Origin of the sequence: Streptomyces sp. 11x1, assembly GCF_032598905.1 — a bacterium.
In the GTDB taxonomy this organism is placed as follows: domain Bacteria; phylum Actinomycetota; class Actinomycetes; order Streptomycetales; family Streptomycetaceae; genus Streptomyces.
In genome coordinates this window covers 4,200,000-4,217,658 of sequence record NZ_CP122458.1, presented here as the reverse complement: position 1 = coordinate 4,217,658, position 17,659 = coordinate 4,200,000, and the positions used below count along the sequence as shown (strand labels likewise).

The window sequence follows — 17,659 nt, the reverse complement described above, 5'->3', positions numbered from 1 at the left end:
AGGGGAGGGGGCCGGACCATGGAGGCGCAGGACACGGCACAGAGGCTGCGGACGATCACCGGGGAGCTGGCGGACCGCTTCTACGAGCGGGCCGACGTGGTGCGCACGCTCGTGGTGACCCTGCTGGCCGGGCAGCACTCGCTGCTGCTCGGGCCGCCCGGCACGGCGAAGTCCGAGATGGCCAGGGAACTCACCGCCAGGTTCGACGGGGCGGCGTACTGGGAGATCCTGCTGTCGAAGTTCACCGCGCCGACCAGGATGTTCGGCCCCATCGACGTCGCCGCGCTGACCCGGGGCGAGTACCGCCAGGTGTACGAAGGCCGCGCGACGACCGCGCATGTCGCCTTCATCGACGAGATCTTCAAATGCTCCACGGCCGCGCTCAACGAGACCCTGGGCTATCTCAACGAGCGGATCTACCACCCCGAGAACGGCGGCGAGCCGATCCGCTGCCCCCTGATCGGGGCCATCACGGCCAGCAACGAACTGCCCACGGGAGAGGACTCCGCAGCGATCTACGACCGGCTGCTGGTGCGGATCGAGGTCCGCTATCTGGAAGACCCCTCGAACTTCGCCGCGCTGGTCCGCTCCGCAGTCCGCCGCCCGAAGCCACCGACACGGACCACCGTCGAGCTGACCGCGCTGCGGCAGGCCGTCACCGAGGATGTCCCGGCCGTGGAGGTGCCCGACGGCATCGTGGACGCGGTGTGCACCCTGCGAGCCGCACTGCGGCGCCGGGAACTCATCGCCTCCGACCGCCGTTGGCGGCAGGCGGTGGGCCTGCTCCAGGCGTCCGCGTACCTCGACGGCCGCCCGGCGGTCGCCGAGATGGACCTGTCGATCCTGACCCATGTGCTGTGGGACTCCCCGGCCGAACGCCCCACCGTCGAGCGCGAGGTGCTGCACCTGGTCAACCCCGACGCCAGGGAGGCGCTCGACCTGGCCGACGCCATGGACGAACTGGAGGCCCAACTCGACGCCATGGCAGGGCAGTCCCGCGAGGCACTGAGCGAATGGGTCATCAAGAAGGCCCACAACAAGCTGGCCACGGCGGGGAAGCGGCTGGAGCAACTGCGCGAAGAGGCGATGAGCGCCGGCCGCTCCACCACCGTCATCGACCGTGTCACCGGCCGCCAGCGGGCCGTCCGCGCCCGCGTCCTCACCGAGGCCCTCGGCGTGGACGCGAGCACGGTGCAGGCGAGGCTCTGACATCAGGGAGAGGAGGGGGACAACCGTGGATGTGGATGTGGATACGGACGTGGCATCGAGCAGGCTGGACGAGTTGGCGGGCCGGGCCGGGGAGTGGGTGGGGCTGTCGGCCGCCGGGGCCGAGCGGTACACGGGCGCCGTGGTCGGGGACCGGTTCGACCGGATCGCCTGGCATGACACCTACGAGCAGTCGGCCGGTCTGCGCGAACTGGCCGCGGAGCTGAACTGGCACGACGGCGGGAACCACGGCCACACCGTCGACTACGACCGGACCGCCGAGCAGGACCGGACCGCCGACCGTGAAGGCGTCTCCGACCTCCTCAGTGATGTGTTCCTGGCCGCGTACAAAGTCCGGCCGAAGCTGCGTGAGCGTGCGGAGATGGTGCCCGCCCGGCTGGTCAACCACCAGGTGATCACCTCGCTGGTGGAGTCACCGGAGTTCACCGAACTGCACCGGGAGACGGCCGGGGATCCCTACGCCGCAGCCATGGCCGTCCTCGCCCAGGCCGAGGCGTTGCGTCGGATGCTGGACCACACCTGGGACGCCCGGGAGCGGGCCGAGCAGGCGAGCAGGGCCCGGGCGGCGGCCGAGGCCGCGGCGACCGCCGTGGGCGAGGAACTCCGGCGGGCGGCGGGCGTGGCCGAGGAGGACGGCACCGTGCGTGCTCCGGCCGCCGACGCCGTACGGCGGGCGATCGAGGGCGCCGAGAACGCCGAAGCCACGGCTCGGCAGGCCGCACTGGACGCCGAGCGGGCCGTCGCGACGGCGGCGCCCGGTATCCGTACGGCCGCACGGAACGCGGTGGCGCGGGCCGCCGAGACCGTGCGGCAGGAGGCCGCGCTGATGCGGGCGTGGGGTGTCGGCTCCGGGGAGCTGGAGCGGATGCGGTTCGACGAGCGGGCCCGACTCGCCGAACGGCTGCGGACCGGCCGCCTCGCGGAGTGGGCCGAACTGATCGGCCGTTTCCGGCAGATGGCCGACGGCGAGCGCGCCCGCAAGGTGGAGAACGCCGTCGGCGAACTGGTCGGCGTCACTCTCGGCGACGACCTGTCCCGGGTCATCCCCTCCGAGCTGGCCAACCTCGGACTGCCCGAGCTGCGTGCGGTGTTCGCCGCGCGGTACACCGCCGGGGAGCTGATGCTCTACGACAGCCAGGGGGAGCAGGCGACCGGCAAGGGGGCCGTCATCGCGTGCGTCGACACCTCGCACTCCATGTACGAGGCGGGGCCCGGCGGTGTCACCCGGGAGGCGTGGGCCAAGGCCTGTGCCCTGGCCCTGCTGGACCAGGCCCGGCACGCGGGGCGGGACTTCGTCGGCATCCTGTTCTCCGCCGCCGACAAGATCCAGGTCTTCCGCTTCCCCGGGGACCAGCCCGCGGACACGGCCCGGGTCATCGATTTCGCGGAGACCTTCCTGGGTGGCGGCACCAGCTACCAGACTCCGCTGTCGGCCGCGGGTGAGCTGCTGAGGGAGGAGTTCGACGACGCGGGCCGCGCCCGCGGGGACATCGTGATGCTCACCGACGACGACTGCGGTGTCACCCCGGAGTGGATGCGTTCCTGGAACGAGGCCAAGCATTTCCTGGGCTTCCGTGTCTTCGGCGTGGCGATAGGCGCCCCACGGGTCGCCGGCTCCGACTCGGTCCTGGACGCCCTGTGCGACAACCTCCGTTCCATTGAGGACCTCACGGACGTCCACGCCGCGGCGGACCTGTTCCGCGTGATCTGAGTCGCGGCGGGCAGAACCGCATCGCCAGCACGACCGGCCACGCGGGTGCGGGATCTGTCGACCGGTGGCGGGGACGACCCGTCTACTCCCGGGCTGCCACCACCCTCCCCCTGACCTCGCCCAGCCCCACCTTCGTGCCGTTCGGGCCCGGGGCCCACGCCGTGAGGGTCACCTCGTCGCCGTCCTCCAGGAACGTGCGCCTGCCGGTCGGGAGGTCGAGCGGATCGCGTCCGTTCCAGGTGAGTTCCAGCAGCGAGCCCCGCTGGCCGGGGTCGGCCCCGCTGACCGTGCCGGAGCCGTACAGGTCGCCCGTGCGCAGCGAGGCGCCGTTCACCGTCATGTGGGCCAGCTGCTGCGCGGCCGTCCAGTACATCGTGGCGAAGGGCGGCTCCGAGACGACATGTCCGTTGATCGCGACGCTGATCCGCAGGTCGTACCCGCCGGGATCGATGTCCGGCGCGGCGTCGTCCAGGTAGGGCAGCAGCGGGTGCGTGCGCTCCGGCGGCGCCACCCGCGCCTCCTCCAGCGCCTCCAGCGGCGTGATCCAGGCCGAGACCGACGTGGCGAACGACTTACCCAGGAACGGCCCGAGCGGCACGTACTCCCAGGCCTGGAGGTCGCGTGCCGACCAGTCGTTGAGGAGGCACATCCCGAAGACGTGGTCGCGGAAGTCCCCCAGCCCCACCGGCCGACCCCGCTCCGAGGGCGACCCCACCACGAAGCCGACCTCCGCCTCGATGTCCAGCCGCACCGACGGTCCGAACACCGGCGCCGGATCGGTCGGCGCCTTGCGCTGTCCGGCCGGCCGCACCACCTCTGTGCCGGACACGACGACCGTGCCGGACCGGCCGTGGTAACCGATGGGCAGGTGCTTCCAGTTGGGCGTCAGCGGGTCGGGCGCGTCGGGACGGAAGATCCGCCCCACGTTCCGGGCGTGGTTCTCGGAGGCGTAGAAGTCGACGTAGTCGGCCACCTCGAACGGCAGGTGCAGTGTCACCGAGGACAGCGCGTGGAAGTGCGGCGCGATCGTCTCGCGGTGCGAGGGCACCGTCAGCCACGCCGTGAGCGCCCGGCGCAGGTCCGACCAGGCCGTGCGCCCCGCCGCCAGCAGGGGGTTCAGCGTGGGGTGCGCCAGCAGCGCGGCGTACGGGGAGCCGAGGGAGTGCGCCGCCGCGGCGGCGTCGAGGACGTGGTCGCCGAGCCGGACACCGACGGTACGGGTGCCGGCGGTCCCGGCGTAGGCCGAGGGGGCGTCGGACGTGCCGAGGGAGAAGACGCCGTAGGGAAGGTTGTGCGGACCGAAGGGGTGACCCTCGGGGACGTCGAACGGGTGACCCTCGGGGACCGCGTCGGGGACATCGAAGGGGGGCATCGGGTGCTGCCTCGCTCTCGTGCGTTCCGTCGTACCTCTGGTCGCGGATCACGTTACGGGGCGGTGCCAAGATCGGGGAGTGTCTAAAGAGTTCGCAATGTCCTGATAGGGGAGGGTCGGAAGGAAAGGTTCCGGCTTAGCGTCCTCTGGGGGACACGGACGGGGTGGGTCCGGGTCCGGTAGGGGGGACACGTGGGGGGACCCGTGGCCATGGGCACTTGGGGTGCGCCGGTACAGGCGGACCGAGACGTTCCGGGACTCGTCGTGAAGCTCGGCGACTATCCGCTGCACCACGGCGGTGTCGGAGCCATCCGCAGCCTGGGCCGGCTCGGGGTGCCGATGTACGCGATCACGGAGGACCGGTACACACCGGCCGCCGTCTCACGCCATCTGCGACGCGCTTTCGTGTGGCCGACCACCGGGACGGAGGAGCCCGGGTGGCTGGTCGACGGGCTGCTGCGCATCGGCCGGCGAATAGGGCGGCCCACCGTGCTCGTCCCCACCGACGAGGAAGCCGCCGTGCTCATCGCCGAGCACCAGGAGGAGCTCGCGACCCGCTTCCTCTTCCCCCGCGTCGACGCCGGGCTCCCGCGCCGCCTCGCCAGCAAACAGGGGTTGCACGAACTCTGCGTGGAGCACGGCATCGCCAGCCCCGCGAGCTCGTTCCCGCAGTCGTACGAGGACGTGGAGCGCTTCGCGCAGCGGGCCCGCTTCCCCGTGGTGGCCAAGAACCGGGAGGCGTTCGAGCGGCGCAGGCAGCCCGCGGTCAACGGGACGACCCGCATCGCCGACCGGGAGTGTCTGCTGCGGCTGGCCCGCGACTGGGGCGACCGGCCCGGGGTGATCCTCCAGGAGTACCTGCCCCGGGAGGACGCCGAGGACTGGATCGTGCACGCCTACTTCGACGCGGACTCCACCCCGCTCGCGATGTTCACCGGGGTCAAGGTGCGGTCGTGGCCGCCGCACGCGGGGATGACGGCGAACGCGTACGTCGTCGACAACCCCGAACTCGCGGACATCGCCGCCCGGTTCATCAAGCAGATCGGGTTCTCCGGCGTCATCGACCTCGATCTGCGGTTCGACCGGCGGGACGGGCGGTACAAGCTGCTGGACTTCAACCCGCGGATGGGCGCGCAGTTCCGGCTGTTCGAGAACGAGGCCGGGATCGACGTCGTCCGCGCCATGCACCTCGATCTGACCGGGCGCCCGGTCCCGGAGGGGGAACAGCTCGCCGGGCGCCGGTACATCGTGGAGAACATCGATCTGGCGGCCCTGCTCGCCTACCGGCGCAGCGGCTACACGACCCCGCACGCGCCGCCGCGCGCGAGCGGGACCGAGCTGGCATGGCTCGCGGGTGACGACCCGCTGCCGTTCCTCACGATGCTCGCGCGCTTCGTACGACCGGGCGCGAAGCATCTCTACCAGCTGTGGCGGGCCAACCGCCTCGGCAACGCCCGTGTGCGCCCCTAGGCCGTGTCCGACCTGGCTCGTAGGGCCCTGGGCCGTCGGCGCACGTGGGCATGTGCGTGACCACACGAAGTAGGCATGAGGCGTCCTGGGGAGGGACTTCGTGATTCAACCGGTAGCAGTCATCGGTGCCGGCCCGTTCGGTCTGTCCACCGCCGCGCATCTGCGGGCGCGCGGTATTCCCGTCCGTGTCTTCGGTGAACCCATGGTGAGCTGGCGGGACAACATGCCCGCCGGGATGCTGCTGAAGTCCACGCCGGCCGCGTCGAGCATCGACGCGCCGCAGCACGGCCACACCCTGGCCGACTACTGCGACGCGGCGGGGATCCGGCGGCTGGTGACGGACGAGGACATCATCCCCGTCGAGACGTTCATCTCCTACGGCGAGTGGTTCCAGCAGCGGCTCGTGCCCGACCTGGAACGGGTGCGCGTGGTCTCGGTGGACCGGAGCGAGAGCGGCGGCTTCGAACTGAAGCTGGACTCGGGGGAGTCGTTCACCGCGCGGGCCGTCGTCGTGGCGAGCGGGCTGTTCGGGCTGGCGCACCTGCCGACCGAGCTGGCGGGCGCGGCCGTGGACGGCCCCACCCCCACGGGGCCCGTCTCGCACAGCTCCCAGCACGCCGACCTGAGCAGGTTCAAGGACCGGGAACTGATCGTCGTGGGCGCGGGGCAGTCCGCCCTGGAGACGTCGGTCCTGGCGGCCGAGGCCGGCGCGCGGGTCCAGGTGGTGGCGCGCGGGCACGGCGCCGTGGCCTTCGGCGCGCCCCCGTGGCGGCAGCCGAGGCTGCGCCCCGAGTCGCCGTTCGGGCGGGCCTGGTCGCTGTGGGCGCTCAGCTACTACCCGCACCCCTACCGGTACCTGCCCGCCGCCGGCCGGCACTACCTGGTCCGGCGGGTGCTCGGGCCGCTGGGCGCGTGGTGGCTGCGGGACCGGTTCGAGGGGCGCGTGGAGGTGCGGGAGGTGGACCGGGTCGTGCGGGCCGGCGTCATCGAGGGGCGCCCGGTCCTCGTGGCGCGCGGGCACGACGGTCGTACGGCGGAGCTGGGCGCGGATCATGTCATCGCGGCGACGGGGTACCGGGTTGACCTCGGGGCGATGGGGTTCCTCGGGCACGAGCTCCGTACGGAGCTGGGGGTGAGCCGGGGGACGCCGGTGCTGGGGGCGGGGTTCCGGTCGTCGATCCCGGGGCTGTACTTCACGGGGTTGCCGGCGGCGGCGTCGTACGGGCCGGTGATGCGGTTCGTGTGCGGGACCGAGTTCGCCTCGCCTCGGTTGGCTCGGCATTTGGCGGCGGCTCACGGGTGAGGGTTCCGGGGTGAGCTCGGGTGGGGGTTCCGGGACGACCTCGGGTGGGGGGCGGTGCGTCGCGGGGTGCGGGTTTGGTGAGGCTTCTCGCGCAGTTCCCCGCGCCCCGTTCGAGGCCTGCGGCCATCTCAAGGGCCGCGTGCCCATCCAATCCCCCTGAACCCCCGTTCGGGCAAAGGGGGTTGACCTCAGGGGGCGTCAGGGCGTTGCGGCCGGTCGGGGTGGCGTACGTCGTCCGGTTCGGGTCGAACCGATGGGGCGTTGCATCCGTATTCTCTGATCATGGCCGCTCCCACCGCATATTCACTCATCGCCACTGACCTGGACGGAACCCTCCTGCGCAGTGACGACACGCTCTCCGACCAGTCCCTCGCCGCGCTGGCGCGGGCCACGGAGGCCGGTGCCCAGCACCTCGTGGTGACGGGACGGCCGGCGCCCAGAGTGCGCCCCCTCTTCGACGACCTCGGCAGCAGGGGGCTCGCGGTGTGCGGACAGGGCGCGCAGTTGTACGACCCCGGCGCGGACCGGCTGCTCTGGTCGGTCACCCTGGACAGGGAACTCGCCGAGACCGCGCTCGGCAAGATCGAGGCGGAGGTCGGACAGGTGTACGCGGCCGTCGACCAGGACGGTGTCGACGGCCTCACCCTGATCGAGCCCGGCTACCTCATGCCGCACCCCACGCTGCCGGCGCTGCGGGTGCCGCGCCGGGACGACCTGTGGTGCGAGCCGATCAGCAAGGTGCTGCTGCGCCATCCCTACCTGTCGGACGACGAGTTGGCCTCGGCGGCGCGGATGGCGGTCGGCTCGCTGGCGACGGTCACGATGTCGGGGCCCGGCACCGTCGAACTCCAGCCATGCGGCATCACCAAGGCGACGGGGCTCGCGCTGGCCGCCGACCATCTCGGGCTGACCCCGGACGCGACCATCGCCTTCGGGGACATGCCCAACGACATCCCGATGTTCGACTGGGCCGCGCACGGCGTCGCCATGGCCAACGCCCACCCCGAGCTCAAGGCCGTCGCCGACGAGGTGACCCTCTCCAACGAGGACGACGGGATCGCGGTGGTGCTGGACAGGCTGTTCCGCTGAGACAGGGCGTTCCCCTGGGCCCGCCGGCCCAGGGGAACGAGTGCGGAGCTGGTGAGGGCTCAGTACGGACCGAACACGTTGTCGATCGAGCCGTACCGGTCGGCGGCGTAGTTGCAGGCCGCCGTGATGTTCGCGACCGGGTCGTACGGGTCGTACGGAGTGCCGGACACGTGGTAGGCGGCGAAGGTCGGGTCGATGACCTGGAGCAGGCCCTTCGACGGGGTGCCCTTGGCCGCGTTGGAGTCCCAGTTGTTGATCGCCAGCGGGTTGCCCGACGACTCGCGCATGATGTTGCGGTGGATCCCGTTGTACGACCCGGGAATTCCCTTTTGCGCCATGATGTCCAGCGACTCGCGGATCCAGCCGTCGAGGTTGTCCGGGTAGGTCTTGACCGACGCCTGCGTGGCCTTGGCGGTCTTCGAGGCCGTCGACGCCTTCTTCGCCGTGGAGGCCTTCGTCCCGTTCACCTTCAGCTTCAGACCCGGATGGATCAGGGCCGGGTTGTCGCCGACGGCGGCGCGGTTGTCCTTGTAGAGCCGCTGCCAGCCGCCCTTGACGGCGTGCTTCCGGGCGATGGAAGAGAGTGTGTCGCCGGAGACGACGGTGTAGGTCGCGGACTTGGGCTGCGTTGCGGCCGGTGCGGACTGCGGCGCCGACTGGACGGAGCCGACGGCCTGGGCCGGGGTGGCGGCGCTCGCGGTCGTGGCGACCGTGAGCGGGAGGGCCAGGGCGGCCCCGCCCGTTCCGGCGGCGAGCACGCCACGGGTGAACGCGTTGCTTCTGGGGCGGCGGTGTTTGCCTCGTGCGGGCATGGCGGATTCCTCTCCGTCGCCTGCGGGGTGAGCTGTCGGGTTCGGGCTGGAGATGCCCGGCCACGCGCGCCGTCCCGGCGGTCGCTGTGCGTGCCGCGTCCGCTGGGCCTACTGCGCGTGGCTTCACCCCTAGCCGGTCCGATGGGGGAAATGCCGGACCGGCGCTTACCTGGGTCCCCCGCTCCTGCCGTGCGTGGATGAGTGGTGATGGGTGGGGAGTCCGGGCGGCGGCAGGATTCGGCGGTCCGTCCGGACGGGGTGTGAACGTATGCGAGAGCACACGATCGGAACAAGTCCCGGTTTGGCCGGTAGGTCTAGTTGACCTTGAGTTTGGTGTGATTCGGCGGCTATTTCCGATGCGTGTTCCCGGGTCAACTTGCCTACCGCAAAGGGAAAGTCGGCGCGGTGGTGGACGGTTGCGCCGAGCGGGGCTGGTGACTCAACTCACGGGAGGAGTGGGGTGAAGTGCTGGCTATGCGGCAAATCGGTCAAGTCGGGCTGTGTGTTCGCGGGCGAATCCGAGGGAGTTCGGGTGTCCGTGAGGGTCTTCGGGTGTCCGCGGGGGTCGCCGCATGCCGGTGGGGGTCTCCCGCGGTGGAGCGGGTACCCGGGGCGGGCCTCGCGCGGGTGCCGTACGCGCGTCGACCCGTGGGCGCTCGTGGTGATCGAAAGGTGACCGGATACGCTGACTCGGGTGATGGCAGCGACAGATCGACAAACTGTGTCATCGCCCGTGAGAGCGAACCAGACCGACCGTGCGACCGTGTGATCGTCAGTAGACGTCAGCAGACAGGAGAACCCTCGTGACCGTCGTCGAGCCGTTTGGGCTGAGCGCGCGGGACCAGGCTCTCGAAGCCGATGTCCAGGCCGGAATGGCGGCCGTCGAGGAGGGTCTGCTGGAGGCGACCAAGAGCGAGGTCCCCTTCATTCAGGAGGCCGCCCAGCACCTGCTGCGCGCGGGCGGCAAACGGTTCCGCCCCCTGCTGGTGATGCTCGCGGCGCAGTTCGGCGACCCCTACGCGCCGGGCGTCGTGCCCTCGGCGGTCGTGGTCGAGCTGACCCATCTCGCCACGCTGTACCACGACGACGTGATGGACGAGGCCGAGGTGCGCCGGGGCGTGCCGAGCGCCAACGCCCGCTGGGACAACTCCCTCGCCGTCCTCACCGGCGACTTCCTCTTCGCCCGCGCCTCCCATGTCCTCGCCGACCTCGGCCCCGACGCCGTCCGCATCCAGGCCGAGGCCTTCGAGCGGCTGGTCACCGGGCAGATCCTGGAGACCGCCGGGCCGCGCGACGGCCGCGACCCGATCGACCACTACCTCGACGTGCTCGGCGGCAAGACCGGCTCGCTGGTCGCGGTCGCCGGACGGCTCGGCGCGCTGATGGCCGGGGCCGACGAGACCGTGGTCGACATCCTCACCCAGTACGGGGAGCGGCTCGGCGTCGCCTTCCAACTCGCCGACGACGTCCTCGACATCGCCTCCGACTCCCACGAGTCCGGCAAGACCCCCGGCACGGACCTCCGTGAGGGCGTGCCGACCATGCCGGTGCTGCGGCTGCGCGAGCGGGCGGGCCGGCTGGGGCTGGCGGACGACATCGCCCTGTGCGAGCTGCTCGACTCCGACCTCACCGACGACGCCCGCCACGCCGAGGCCCTGGCCCGGCTCCGCGTCCACCCCGCGCTGGAGCAGGCCCGCCGCGACACGATCCGCTACGCGGAAGAGGCCCGCGCCGTGCTGGCCCCCCTCCCGGACTGCGACGCGAAGGCGGCGCTGGTGGAGCTGTGCGACGCCGTGGTGCACCGCGCCGGCTAGCCACCGCGCGGGACGGTTCCTGCGCCGGACAGCCACGGCGCGGGAGGGGTCCTGCGCGGACAGCCACCGGCGCCGTACGGGCCCCGCGCCGGACAGCCGCCCGCGCCGGGGACACCCCCTGGGCCGATCGTCCTTGCGCCCGATCGTCCTCGCGCCGGACGGGTCCTGGCCGTACGGGCCCCGCGCCGGACAGCCGCCCGCGCCGGGGACACCCCCCGGGCCGGGGAAAGCCCCCGCGCCGGACAGCCACCGCGCCGGATCGTCGTCGGCCCGGACGTTACCGTGCCCGGACATCACCGTGCCCGATCGTCCTCGCCCCGGCTTCGTCGTCTCCGTCCGAGGCCGGTCGTCGGCGGCGTCCCCTACGGGTCGTGGGGAGGTGCCGCCTCGTCATGTCATCCCTGACGGTCCGCCATGTCATCCCGTAGCAGTACGTGGAGTTGAGTCCCGAGTCTGACGATTCCCTCTGGCCGATTTGGTCAGATGGGTATCACCACTCCTCACCGATTCGGGTGAGAATGGCGGCTGAGAGCAGACGCCGCCGCCGACGACGGAGGTAAGGCACACATGGCACCGTACGAAACCGACGACAGCACCCGGTCCGGCGACGCGGCCGTGCTCGCGGCCGAGGCCGAGGAGGCGCGCTCGGCACGGCGACGCAAGGCCGCACGGTACGTCGTCCCGGTCACCGTGCTGGGCGTGGCGGCCGCGACCATCGGGCTCGTCCCGGCCTTCGCCGGCTCCGGTGACCCCGATCTGCCGAAGATCAGCGCGCAGGAACTCATCGAGAAGATCGCCGCGTCCGACGTGCAGCAGGTGTCCGGCACGGTGAAGATCACCACGGATCTGGGCCTGCCCGACCTGGGCGGCCTGGCGGACAGCCTGGGGTCGCAGGGCGCCCCCGGCGGCGACGGCGGTTCCTCCGCCGACCCGTCCTCCAAGCTGCTCGAACTCGCAACCGGCACCCACACGTTGCGGATCGCCGCCGACGGACCCGACAAGCAGAAGCTGTCGCTGCTGGACGAGGCGGCCGAGTACAGCGTCATCCACAACGGCGACGACCTGTGGGCGTACGACAGCGCCTCGAACGAGGTCTACCACGCGACCGACGCCGGCCCGAAGGGCGAGGGCGAGGACCGCGCGGGCAAGGGCGGCAAGGACGCCCCGGACACCGCCGAGGACGTACCCGCCACGCCCCAGCAGCTCGCCGAGGAGGCCCTGAAGGCCGTCGACGACACCACGTCCGTGGCCGTCGACGGGACCGCTCAGGTCGCCGGGCGGGACGCGTACAAGCTGGTCATCAAGCCGAAGCAGTCCGGCTCCACGGTCGGGGCGATCTCCATCGCCGTCGACGAGAAGACGGGGCTGCCGCTGAAGTTCACGCTCACCCCGGCGAGCGGTGGCGCGGCCGTCGTGGACGCGGGCTTCACGAAGGTCGACTTCGGCAAGCCGAGCGTGTCGACGTTCGACTTCACCCCGCCGAAGGGCGCGAAGGTCACCGAGGCGGACGAGGTCGAGAAGTCGGGCAGCCACGCGTCCGGGTCCGGCGACTCCGCGTTCGAGGGGCCCGGCAAGCACGGTGAGTTCAAGAACGAGGACGGCAAGGGGCTCAAGGGCTCCGAGGGTTCCGAGGAGGAGTTCGCGAGCGGGCTCGACGGGCTGAAGATGATCGGCAAGGGCTGGAGCACGATCGCCGTGATCGACGGCGGGTCCGAGGCCGGCATGGCGACGGGCGGCGGCGAGTCGTCCGGCGACGCCCGGGTCGACGGCTTCCTGAACTCCCTCGGTGACCAGGTCAAGGGCGAGTTCGGCTCGGGTACGGTCTTCAAGACCCGGCTGATCAACGTCCTCTTCACCGATGACGGCAAGGTGTACGCGGGCGCCGTCACCAAGGACGCCCTGGTGAAGGCGGCGAACGCGGCGAAGTAGAGCCGCCGGGCGCGGTGAAGCCGGCGCGGTGAAGCCGTCTCGGTGGGCCGGGGCGGTGCAGCGGTGGCACCGGTCCGGTGCAGGAGTGACGTTCGGCTGTGGGCCGGGACGGCTGGTACGCCGTCCCGGCCCACCGGCCGTACCCGAGGGGAGCCATGAGCGACGCAGCCATCCACACCCAGGGGCTGACCAAGACCTTCCGCGGCGGACAGGTGGCCGTGGACCACCTGGAGCTGACGGTTCCCAGCGGCAGCGTCTTCGGCTTCCTCGGCCCGAACGGCTCGGGCAAGACCACCACCATCCGCATGCTGATGGGCCTGATCGAGCCGACCTCGGGCACGGCCCAGGTCCTCGGCCGGCCCATGCCGCGCTCCACCCGGACCGTCCTCCCGCACGTCGGCGCGCTCATCGAGGGCCCCGCCCTCTACGGCTTCCTCTCCGGCCGAGACAACCTGCTCCGCTACGACTCCGCCGACCCGACCGCCGACCCGCGCACCCGGCGTACGCGGGTCGCGGCCGCACTCGACCGGGTGGGGCTCGCGGCCGCCGCCGGCAAGAAGGCGAAGGCGTACTCGCTCGGCATGAAGCAGCGGCTGGGCCTCGCGGCGGCCCTGCTCCAGCCGCGCCGCCTCCTCGTCCTCGACGAGCCGACGAACGGGCTTGACCCGCAGGGGATGCGTGAGATCCGCACGCTGGTACGGGAGTTGGCGTCCGACGGCACCACCGTCTTCCTCTCCTCCCACCTTCTCGACGAGATCGAGCAGGTGTGCACGCACGCCGCCGTGATGGCCCGGGGCCGGCTCATCACCCAGGGCGCGGTGACCGAACTGGCCGCCGGCGCACGCGGCCGTCTCGTCGTCACCACCCCCGACACGGCGGACGCGGCCCGGGTGCTCAAGGAGCAGGGAATCGCGGACGTGGTCGTGGCCGAGGCGGGTGGCCGGGTGACGGCGGAACCGCCCCCACCCGACCGCGACCTCGCCGAACTGACCGCCGCACTGGTCACCGCGGGCGTTCGCGTCCGCGGCTTCGCCCTCGAACGCGCCTCCCTGGAGGACGCGTTCGTGGCACTCACGGGGGAGGGTTTCGATGTCGCGGGCTGACACGTCCGGGCCGCAGGCCCCGCAGGAGACACCGGACGCGCCGGACGCGCCGCCGGAGGAGACCGCACCGGCCGCCGCGCAGGCGACCGCCCCCGCGCGCACCCCCAGCCTCCTGTGGACCTTCGGACTGTTCCGCAGCGAGTTGCTGACGACCTTCCGGCGGTGGCGGACGATCGCGCTGCTGGGTGTCCTCGCGGCCGTGCCGATCCTCGTCGGGATCGCGGTGCGGATCGAGACGGGCGACGGGTCGTCGATGGGCGGCGGACCGGAGGGCGGGGGCGGTGGTGGCGGGCCCGCGTTCATCGCGCAGATCACCAACAACGGTCTGTTCCTGGTGTTCACGGCGCTGGCCGCGACGCTTCCCTTCTTCCTGCCGATGGCCGTCGGCGTGATCGCCGGGGACGCGATCGCGGGCGAGGCGAACGCGGGCACCCTCCGCTACCTCCTGGTCTCACCCGCGGGCCGGACCCGGCTGCTGTTCACCAAGTACGCGACGACCATGACGTTCTGCCTGGTCGCGACCCTGGTGGTCGCGGCCTCCGCACTGGCGGTCGGGGCGCTGCTGTTCCCGCTCGGGGACCTCACCACGATCTCCGGTACCCGGATCAGTTTCGCCGAGGGCCTGCTGCGGGCCCTGCTGATCGCGCTGGCGGTGGCGGCGTCACTGATCGGTGTCGCGGCCCTCGGGCTGTTCATCTCCACCCTCACCAACAGCGGCATCGCCGCCATGGCCACCACGGTCGGGCTGCTCATCACCGTCCAGATCCTCGACCAGATCCCCCAGCTCGACGCCCTCCACCCGTACTTCTTCTCCCACTACTGGCTCTCCTTCGCCGATCTGATGCGCGAGCCGGTCTACTGGGACGACCTCCAGCGCAATCTCGGTCTTCAGGCCGTGTACGCGGCGGTGTTCGGGTCGGCGGCGTGGGCGAGGTTCACGGTGAAGGACATCACCGCCTGACGCGACGGCTCAGGCGGCGGCCTCTTCCTCCGTGTCGTACGGGAGGCGCGCGAACGGCGGCTCCGTGCTGGGGAACGTCTTCGCCCGGGTCAGGGCGGCGGTGTCCCGGAGCACGTCGCCGGGCTTGATGCCGTTGCCCAGGAGCACTCCGCCGATGGGGGTACCTCCCACGCCCTCAAGGCGGTGGGGGAGCATGCCCAGGTAGGCGGCGGAGTGGTTGAGCGTCCCGATGAGGGGCTCGGCGACCTCCTCCTCGTAGTGGGCGAGCGCGGTGACGCCCCAGAGGGTGCGGCCGGCCATGGTCTTCTTGAAGTCGCCGCCCGGGGTGCGCAGCCAGCCCGACCAGTGGTCGAGGTAGCGCTTGACGTGGGCGGACACGGAGTACCAGTACAGCGGCGACGCGATCACGATGTCCGTGGCCGCGAGCGTGGCGTCCAGCAGCAGCGCCCGGTTGTCGCCCTGGGGCCGTACGTGGTCACTGTCGTGCCGCAGGTCCCCGAAGTCCGGCAGCGGATGCTCCACGAGATCCACCCACTGCCGCTCGACCCCGTCGGGCAACTGCTCAGCCGCCGCGCGGGCCGGCATCTCGGAATTCCCGCCGGCCCGACTGCTGCCGAGCACGAAGAGAAAGCGACGGGTCATGGGGTCCCCTGAGCACTTGGCGTACGGCAGCTACATGCGTAGGAAATATATGTGCATGCATGTAATGTCGAGGGGGCTCAGGCGGGTGTGCCCAGGTCCGGGGTCGGCAGCTCCAGGAGCAGGGCCATGACGGCGACGAGGGTGGCGCTGCTGACAAGCTCCCGGCGGGCGATCAGACCGGGCACGTCGGTCAGGGGGATCCACTCCAGACGGTCGGACTCGTTCTGTTCCGTGGGCTCGCCGACGCGGCGGGCGTCGTCCGTGCGGTACACGAAGTGCTGGGTGTCGGTGATCCCGGCCGCCGGCTGCGCGTAGAGCAGCTCCCGCAGCGACCCGGGCCGCCATCCGGTCTCCTCCTCCAGCTCCCGGGCCGCCGCCTCCGCCGGCCGCTCCCCGTCCTCGACCAGGCCCATGGGCAGCTCCCAGGCCCAGGTGTCCGTGACGAAGCGGTGGCGCCACATCATCAGGACCCGTTGCCGGTCGTCGACGGCCGCGGTGACGGCAAGGTCCCGCAGCCGGACCACGTGGTAGTCGCCGCGGCCACCGTCGGGCCGTTCGACGTCCAGCGACCGCAGCCGGACCCATGGGGTGTCGTGGAGCGTGCGTTCACCGTGAACGGTCCATCTCATGCCGGGTGCTCCGCTTCTGGCTGGGGGTCGGGGGTGGAGGTGGGGATGGCTGGAGGGGCTGGAGAGGCGTGTGCGGCTTCGGCGGCTTCCGCCACCCGTAGCAACAGCTCCTCCTCGCCATGCCGGGCCACCAGTTGAAGTCCGACCGGGCAGCCGTCGGAGGTGATGCCGGCCGGGATGCTCAGGGCCGGGTGGCCGCTGAGGTTGAACGCCCAGGTCAGGGACGTGGAGTAGCGGTCGCCGGGGCCTTCGTGGCCGTGGGGCGCGTTGGGTGTGGTGGGGGTCAGCAGCAGATCGGCGTCGGAGAAGAGGGCGGCGAGCCGTCGGTCGTTCTCGGCGCGGATCGCCTGAGCCGCCCGCACGGCCGCAGAGTCGGAGCGCGCCGCACCGCGCAGAGCGAGCCAGGCAGCCGCAGGGTCCTCCAGCCTTACGGATTCGTCCGGCCGTACGAGCCGTACGAGCCCGGAGTCGGCGAGCCGGAGCGCGGCACCATGGGCGGCGGAGGCGGGACCGGGGTCGGGGTCGGCGAAGCCGAGATCGGGGGACCAGAGGGCGGTGAGGGGCGAGGACGGGACCACGCCGACGAACCCGGCCCCGGGCTCGAAGCCCATGCCTGATTCACCGCCCACCACACTCACGCACCGCCAATACGTCGCCGCGTCCGATGCGTGGCGGGTGAGGATGCCGGGGGAGGCGAGGCCAGTGCGGTCGGCGGAAGGCAGCCGCCCGTTCGTGGTCTTCAGCCCGACGACCCCGCACCAGGCCGCCGGAATCCGTACCGACCCGGCACCATCGGTCCCGGTCGCCATGGGAACGAGTCCGGTGGCAACGGCCGCGGCCGACCCGGCGGAGGAGCCACCCGGAGTCCGGTCGGGGCACCAGGGGTTGACGGTTCGTCCACCTGCGCCGAGACCCCAGGTCTGCCAGGGAGTTCCGGGCCCGGGAACGGAGGTGGCCCCCACGGGCACACACCCGGCCGCCATCAACGCCCGAGCCACAGCGGTTCGTATCCCGGCCCGCCCCTTGACTCCGATCGGCACCCCGGCCAACGGCAGCCGCGCGCCCGCGGCGACCCGCACATCCACCTCCCTGGCCTGCCGCAGGGCCTCCTCCGCCCACACCTCGATGAACGCGTGCAGCGTGGGCTCGACCCGCTCGATCCGGGCGAGCGCCGCCGCGACGACATCGACGGCCCGCCACTCACCCGTGCGTACGCCGTCGGCGATCCGCACGGCCGGGAGTGCCGCGAGCCCGTCGCCGGCGAGGCCACCGCCGGCGAGGCCACCGGGCGGCTGTGGTGAGCAACGGTGCTGGTAGGTGTGCGGGTCCATGACCTTCCGGGGTGTTCGATCTGCTCGGGCGGGTTGGCTGCTCGGGCTGGTGGGCTGGCTGGTGGGCTGGCGGGTGGGTCAGGATCGTGGGGCCGCTCGCTCTCGCTGGGGATCTCGCGGTTCGCGACTCGGGCCTCGCGATGCGCGGTTGGAGTCTCGCGCCTCGCGCCTCGCGCCTCGCGGCTCCCTGCTCGGGCATCGCGTCTCGCGGTTCCTGGCTCGCAGCTCGGGCCCCGCCTGTCCCTCGGCTTGCCCGCTTGCCCGCT

14 protein-coding genes and 1 riboswitch are annotated in these 17,659 nt (G+C 71.9%); of the genes, 9 read left to right on the top strand and 5 right to left on the bottom strand.

All coding sequences use genetic code 11. The annotated features are described in order from the left end of the window. The first annotated feature begins 18 nt into the window (after positions 1-18). Positions 19-1,209 (top strand): AAA family ATPase, encoded by a 1,191-nt coding sequence (locus P8T65_RS18300; protein ID WP_316726367.1) that lies wholly within the window; start codon positions 19-21, stop codon positions 1,207-1,209. 49 nt (positions 1,210-1,258) lie between these two features. After that, on the top strand, positions 1,259-2,938 hold the full coding sequence (locus P8T65_RS18295) for a VWA domain-containing protein (protein ID WP_316726365.1): 1,680 nt from the start codon (positions 1,259-1,261) through the stop codon (positions 2,936-2,938). A gap of 82 nt (positions 2,939-3,020) precedes the next feature. On the opposite strand, the gene fahA is transcribed toward P8T65_RS18295, so the two are convergent. Continuing rightward, positions 3,021-4,310, bottom strand: a complete 1,290-nt coding sequence (gene fahA, locus P8T65_RS18290; protein WP_316726364.1) for a fumarylacetoacetase — start codon at positions 4,308-4,310, stop codon at positions 3,021-3,023. A 210-nt stretch (positions 4,311-4,520) separates the two neighbouring features. Between fahA and P8T65_RS18285 the strand changes: the two genes are divergently transcribed. From P8T65_RS18285 to P8T65_RS18275, 3 genes are all read left to right on the top strand, one after another. Next, the gene (locus P8T65_RS18285) at positions 4,521-5,780 is read left to right on the top strand and encodes an ATP-grasp domain-containing protein (protein WP_316731627.1); all 1,260 of its coding nucleotides are present in this window, start codon (positions 4,521-4,523) and stop codon (positions 5,778-5,780) included. Between the two features lie 100 nt (positions 5,781-5,880). After that, positions 5,881-7,083: an NAD(P)-binding domain-containing protein gene (locus P8T65_RS18280; protein WP_316726363.1), complete on the top strand. Its 1,203-nt coding sequence runs from the start codon at positions 5,881-5,883 to the stop codon at positions 7,081-7,083. Between the two features lie 282 nt (positions 7,084-7,365). Next, the gene (locus tag P8T65_RS18275; protein WP_316726361.1) at positions 7,366-8,172 is read left to right on the top strand and encodes an HAD family hydrolase; all 807 of its coding nucleotides are present in this window, start codon (positions 7,366-7,368) and stop codon (positions 8,170-8,172) included. A 59-nt stretch (positions 8,173-8,231) separates the two neighbouring features. On the opposite strand, the gene P8T65_RS18270 is transcribed toward P8T65_RS18275, so the two are convergent. Further along, positions 8,232-8,984, bottom strand: a complete 753-nt coding sequence (locus P8T65_RS18270) for a LysM peptidoglycan-binding domain-containing protein (RefSeq protein ID WP_316726360.1) — start codon at positions 8,982-8,984, stop codon at positions 8,232-8,234. A 4-nt stretch (positions 8,985-8,988) separates the two neighbouring features. Then, positions 8,989-9,194: riboswitch (cyclic di-AMP (ydaO/yuaA leader) on the bottom strand. Between the two features lie 593 nt (positions 9,195-9,787). Here P8T65_RS18270 and P8T65_RS18265 point away from each other — a divergent pair. The 4 genes from P8T65_RS18265 to P8T65_RS18250 all read left to right on the top strand — a co-directional run bounded on the left by P8T65_RS18265 (position 9,788) and on the right by P8T65_RS18250 (position 14,791). Then, positions 9,788-10,798: a polyprenyl synthetase family protein gene (locus P8T65_RS18265; RefSeq protein ID WP_184904774.1), complete on the top strand. Its 1,011-nt coding sequence runs from the start codon at positions 9,788-9,790 to the stop codon at positions 10,796-10,798. 567 nt (positions 10,799-11,365) lie between these two features. Further along, complete coding sequence (locus tag P8T65_RS18260) at positions 11,366-12,727, top strand: DUF2092 domain-containing protein (protein WP_316726359.1); 1,362 nt, start codon at positions 11,366-11,368, stop codon at positions 12,725-12,727. Positions 12,728-12,882: 155 nt separating this feature from the next. Beyond that, complete coding sequence (locus tag P8T65_RS18255; protein ID WP_184904769.1) at positions 12,883-13,830, top strand: ABC transporter ATP-binding protein; 948 nt, start codon at positions 12,883-12,885, stop codon at positions 13,828-13,830. Continuing rightward, positions 13,817-14,791 carry an ABC transporter permease gene (locus P8T65_RS18250; protein WP_316726357.1) on the top strand — a complete coding sequence of 325 codons (975 nt, stop codon included), beginning with the start codon at positions 13,817-13,819 and terminating at the stop codon, positions 14,789-14,791. The genes P8T65_RS18255 and P8T65_RS18250 overlap by 14 nt, the downstream gene beginning before the upstream one ends. A 9-nt stretch (positions 14,792-14,800) precedes the next feature. Here the strand turns inward: P8T65_RS18250 and P8T65_RS18245 are convergent, their stop codons facing one another. The 3 genes from P8T65_RS18245 to P8T65_RS18235 all read right to left on the bottom strand — a co-directional run bounded on the left by P8T65_RS18245 (position 14,801) and on the right by P8T65_RS18235 (position 17,393). Further along, positions 14,801-15,433 carry an NAD(P)H-dependent oxidoreductase gene (locus P8T65_RS18245; protein WP_316726356.1) on the bottom strand — a complete coding sequence of 211 codons (633 nt, stop codon included), beginning with the start codon at positions 15,431-15,433 and terminating at the stop codon, positions 14,801-14,803. A gap of 77 nt (positions 15,434-15,510) precedes the next feature. After that, complete coding sequence (locus P8T65_RS18240) at positions 15,511-16,062, bottom strand: NUDIX domain-containing protein (protein WP_316726355.1); 552 nt, start codon at positions 16,060-16,062, stop codon at positions 15,511-15,513. Next, positions 16,059-17,393, bottom strand: a complete 1,335-nt coding sequence (locus tag P8T65_RS18235; protein ID WP_316726354.1) for an amidase — start codon at positions 17,391-17,393, stop codon at positions 16,059-16,061. The genes P8T65_RS18240 and P8T65_RS18235 overlap by 4 nt, the downstream gene beginning before the upstream one ends. Between the last annotated feature and the right edge of the window lie 266 nt (positions 17,394-17,659).

Bases quoted from the DNA above. Each gene is read 5' to 3' on its own strand.
- P8T65_RS18255 (WP_184904769.1), top strand. From the start codon at position 12,883: ATGAGCGACGCAGCCATCCACACCCAGGGGCTGACCAAGACCTTCCGC.
- P8T65_RS18270 (WP_316726360.1), bottom strand. From the start codon at position 8,984: ATGCCCGCACGAGGCAAACACCGCCGCCCCAGAAGCAACGCGTTCACC.
- P8T65_RS18275 (WP_316726361.1), top strand. From the start codon at position 7,366: ATGGCCGCTCCCACCGCATATTCACTCATCGCCACTGACCTGGACGGA.
- fahA (WP_316726364.1), bottom strand. From the start codon at position 4,310: ATGCCCCCCTTCGATGTCCCCGACGCGGTCCCCGAGGGTCACCCGTTC.
- P8T65_RS18240 (WP_316726355.1), bottom strand. From the start codon at position 16,062: ATGAGATGGACCGTTCACGGTGAACGCACGCTCCACGACACCCCATGG.
- P8T65_RS18235 (WP_316726354.1), bottom strand. From the start codon at position 17,393: ATGGACCCGCACACCTACCAGCACCGTTGCTCACCACAGCCGCCCGGT.
- P8T65_RS18260 (WP_316726359.1), top strand. From the start codon at position 11,366: ATGGCACCGTACGAAACCGACGACAGCACCCGGTCCGGCGACGCGGCC.
- P8T65_RS18300 (WP_316726367.1), top strand. From the start codon at position 19: ATGGAGGCGCAGGACACGGCACAGAGGCTGCGGACGATCACCGGGGAG.
- P8T65_RS18285 (WP_316731627.1), top strand. From the start codon at position 4,521: ATGGGCACTTGGGGTGCGCCGGTACAGGCGGACCGAGACGTTCCGGGA.
- P8T65_RS18245 (WP_316726356.1), bottom strand. From the start codon at position 15,433: ATGACCCGTCGCTTTCTCTTCGTGCTCGGCAGCAGTCGGGCCGGCGGG.
- P8T65_RS18250 (WP_316726357.1), top strand. From the start codon at position 13,817: ATGTCGCGGGCTGACACGTCCGGGCCGCAGGCCCCGCAGGAGACACCG.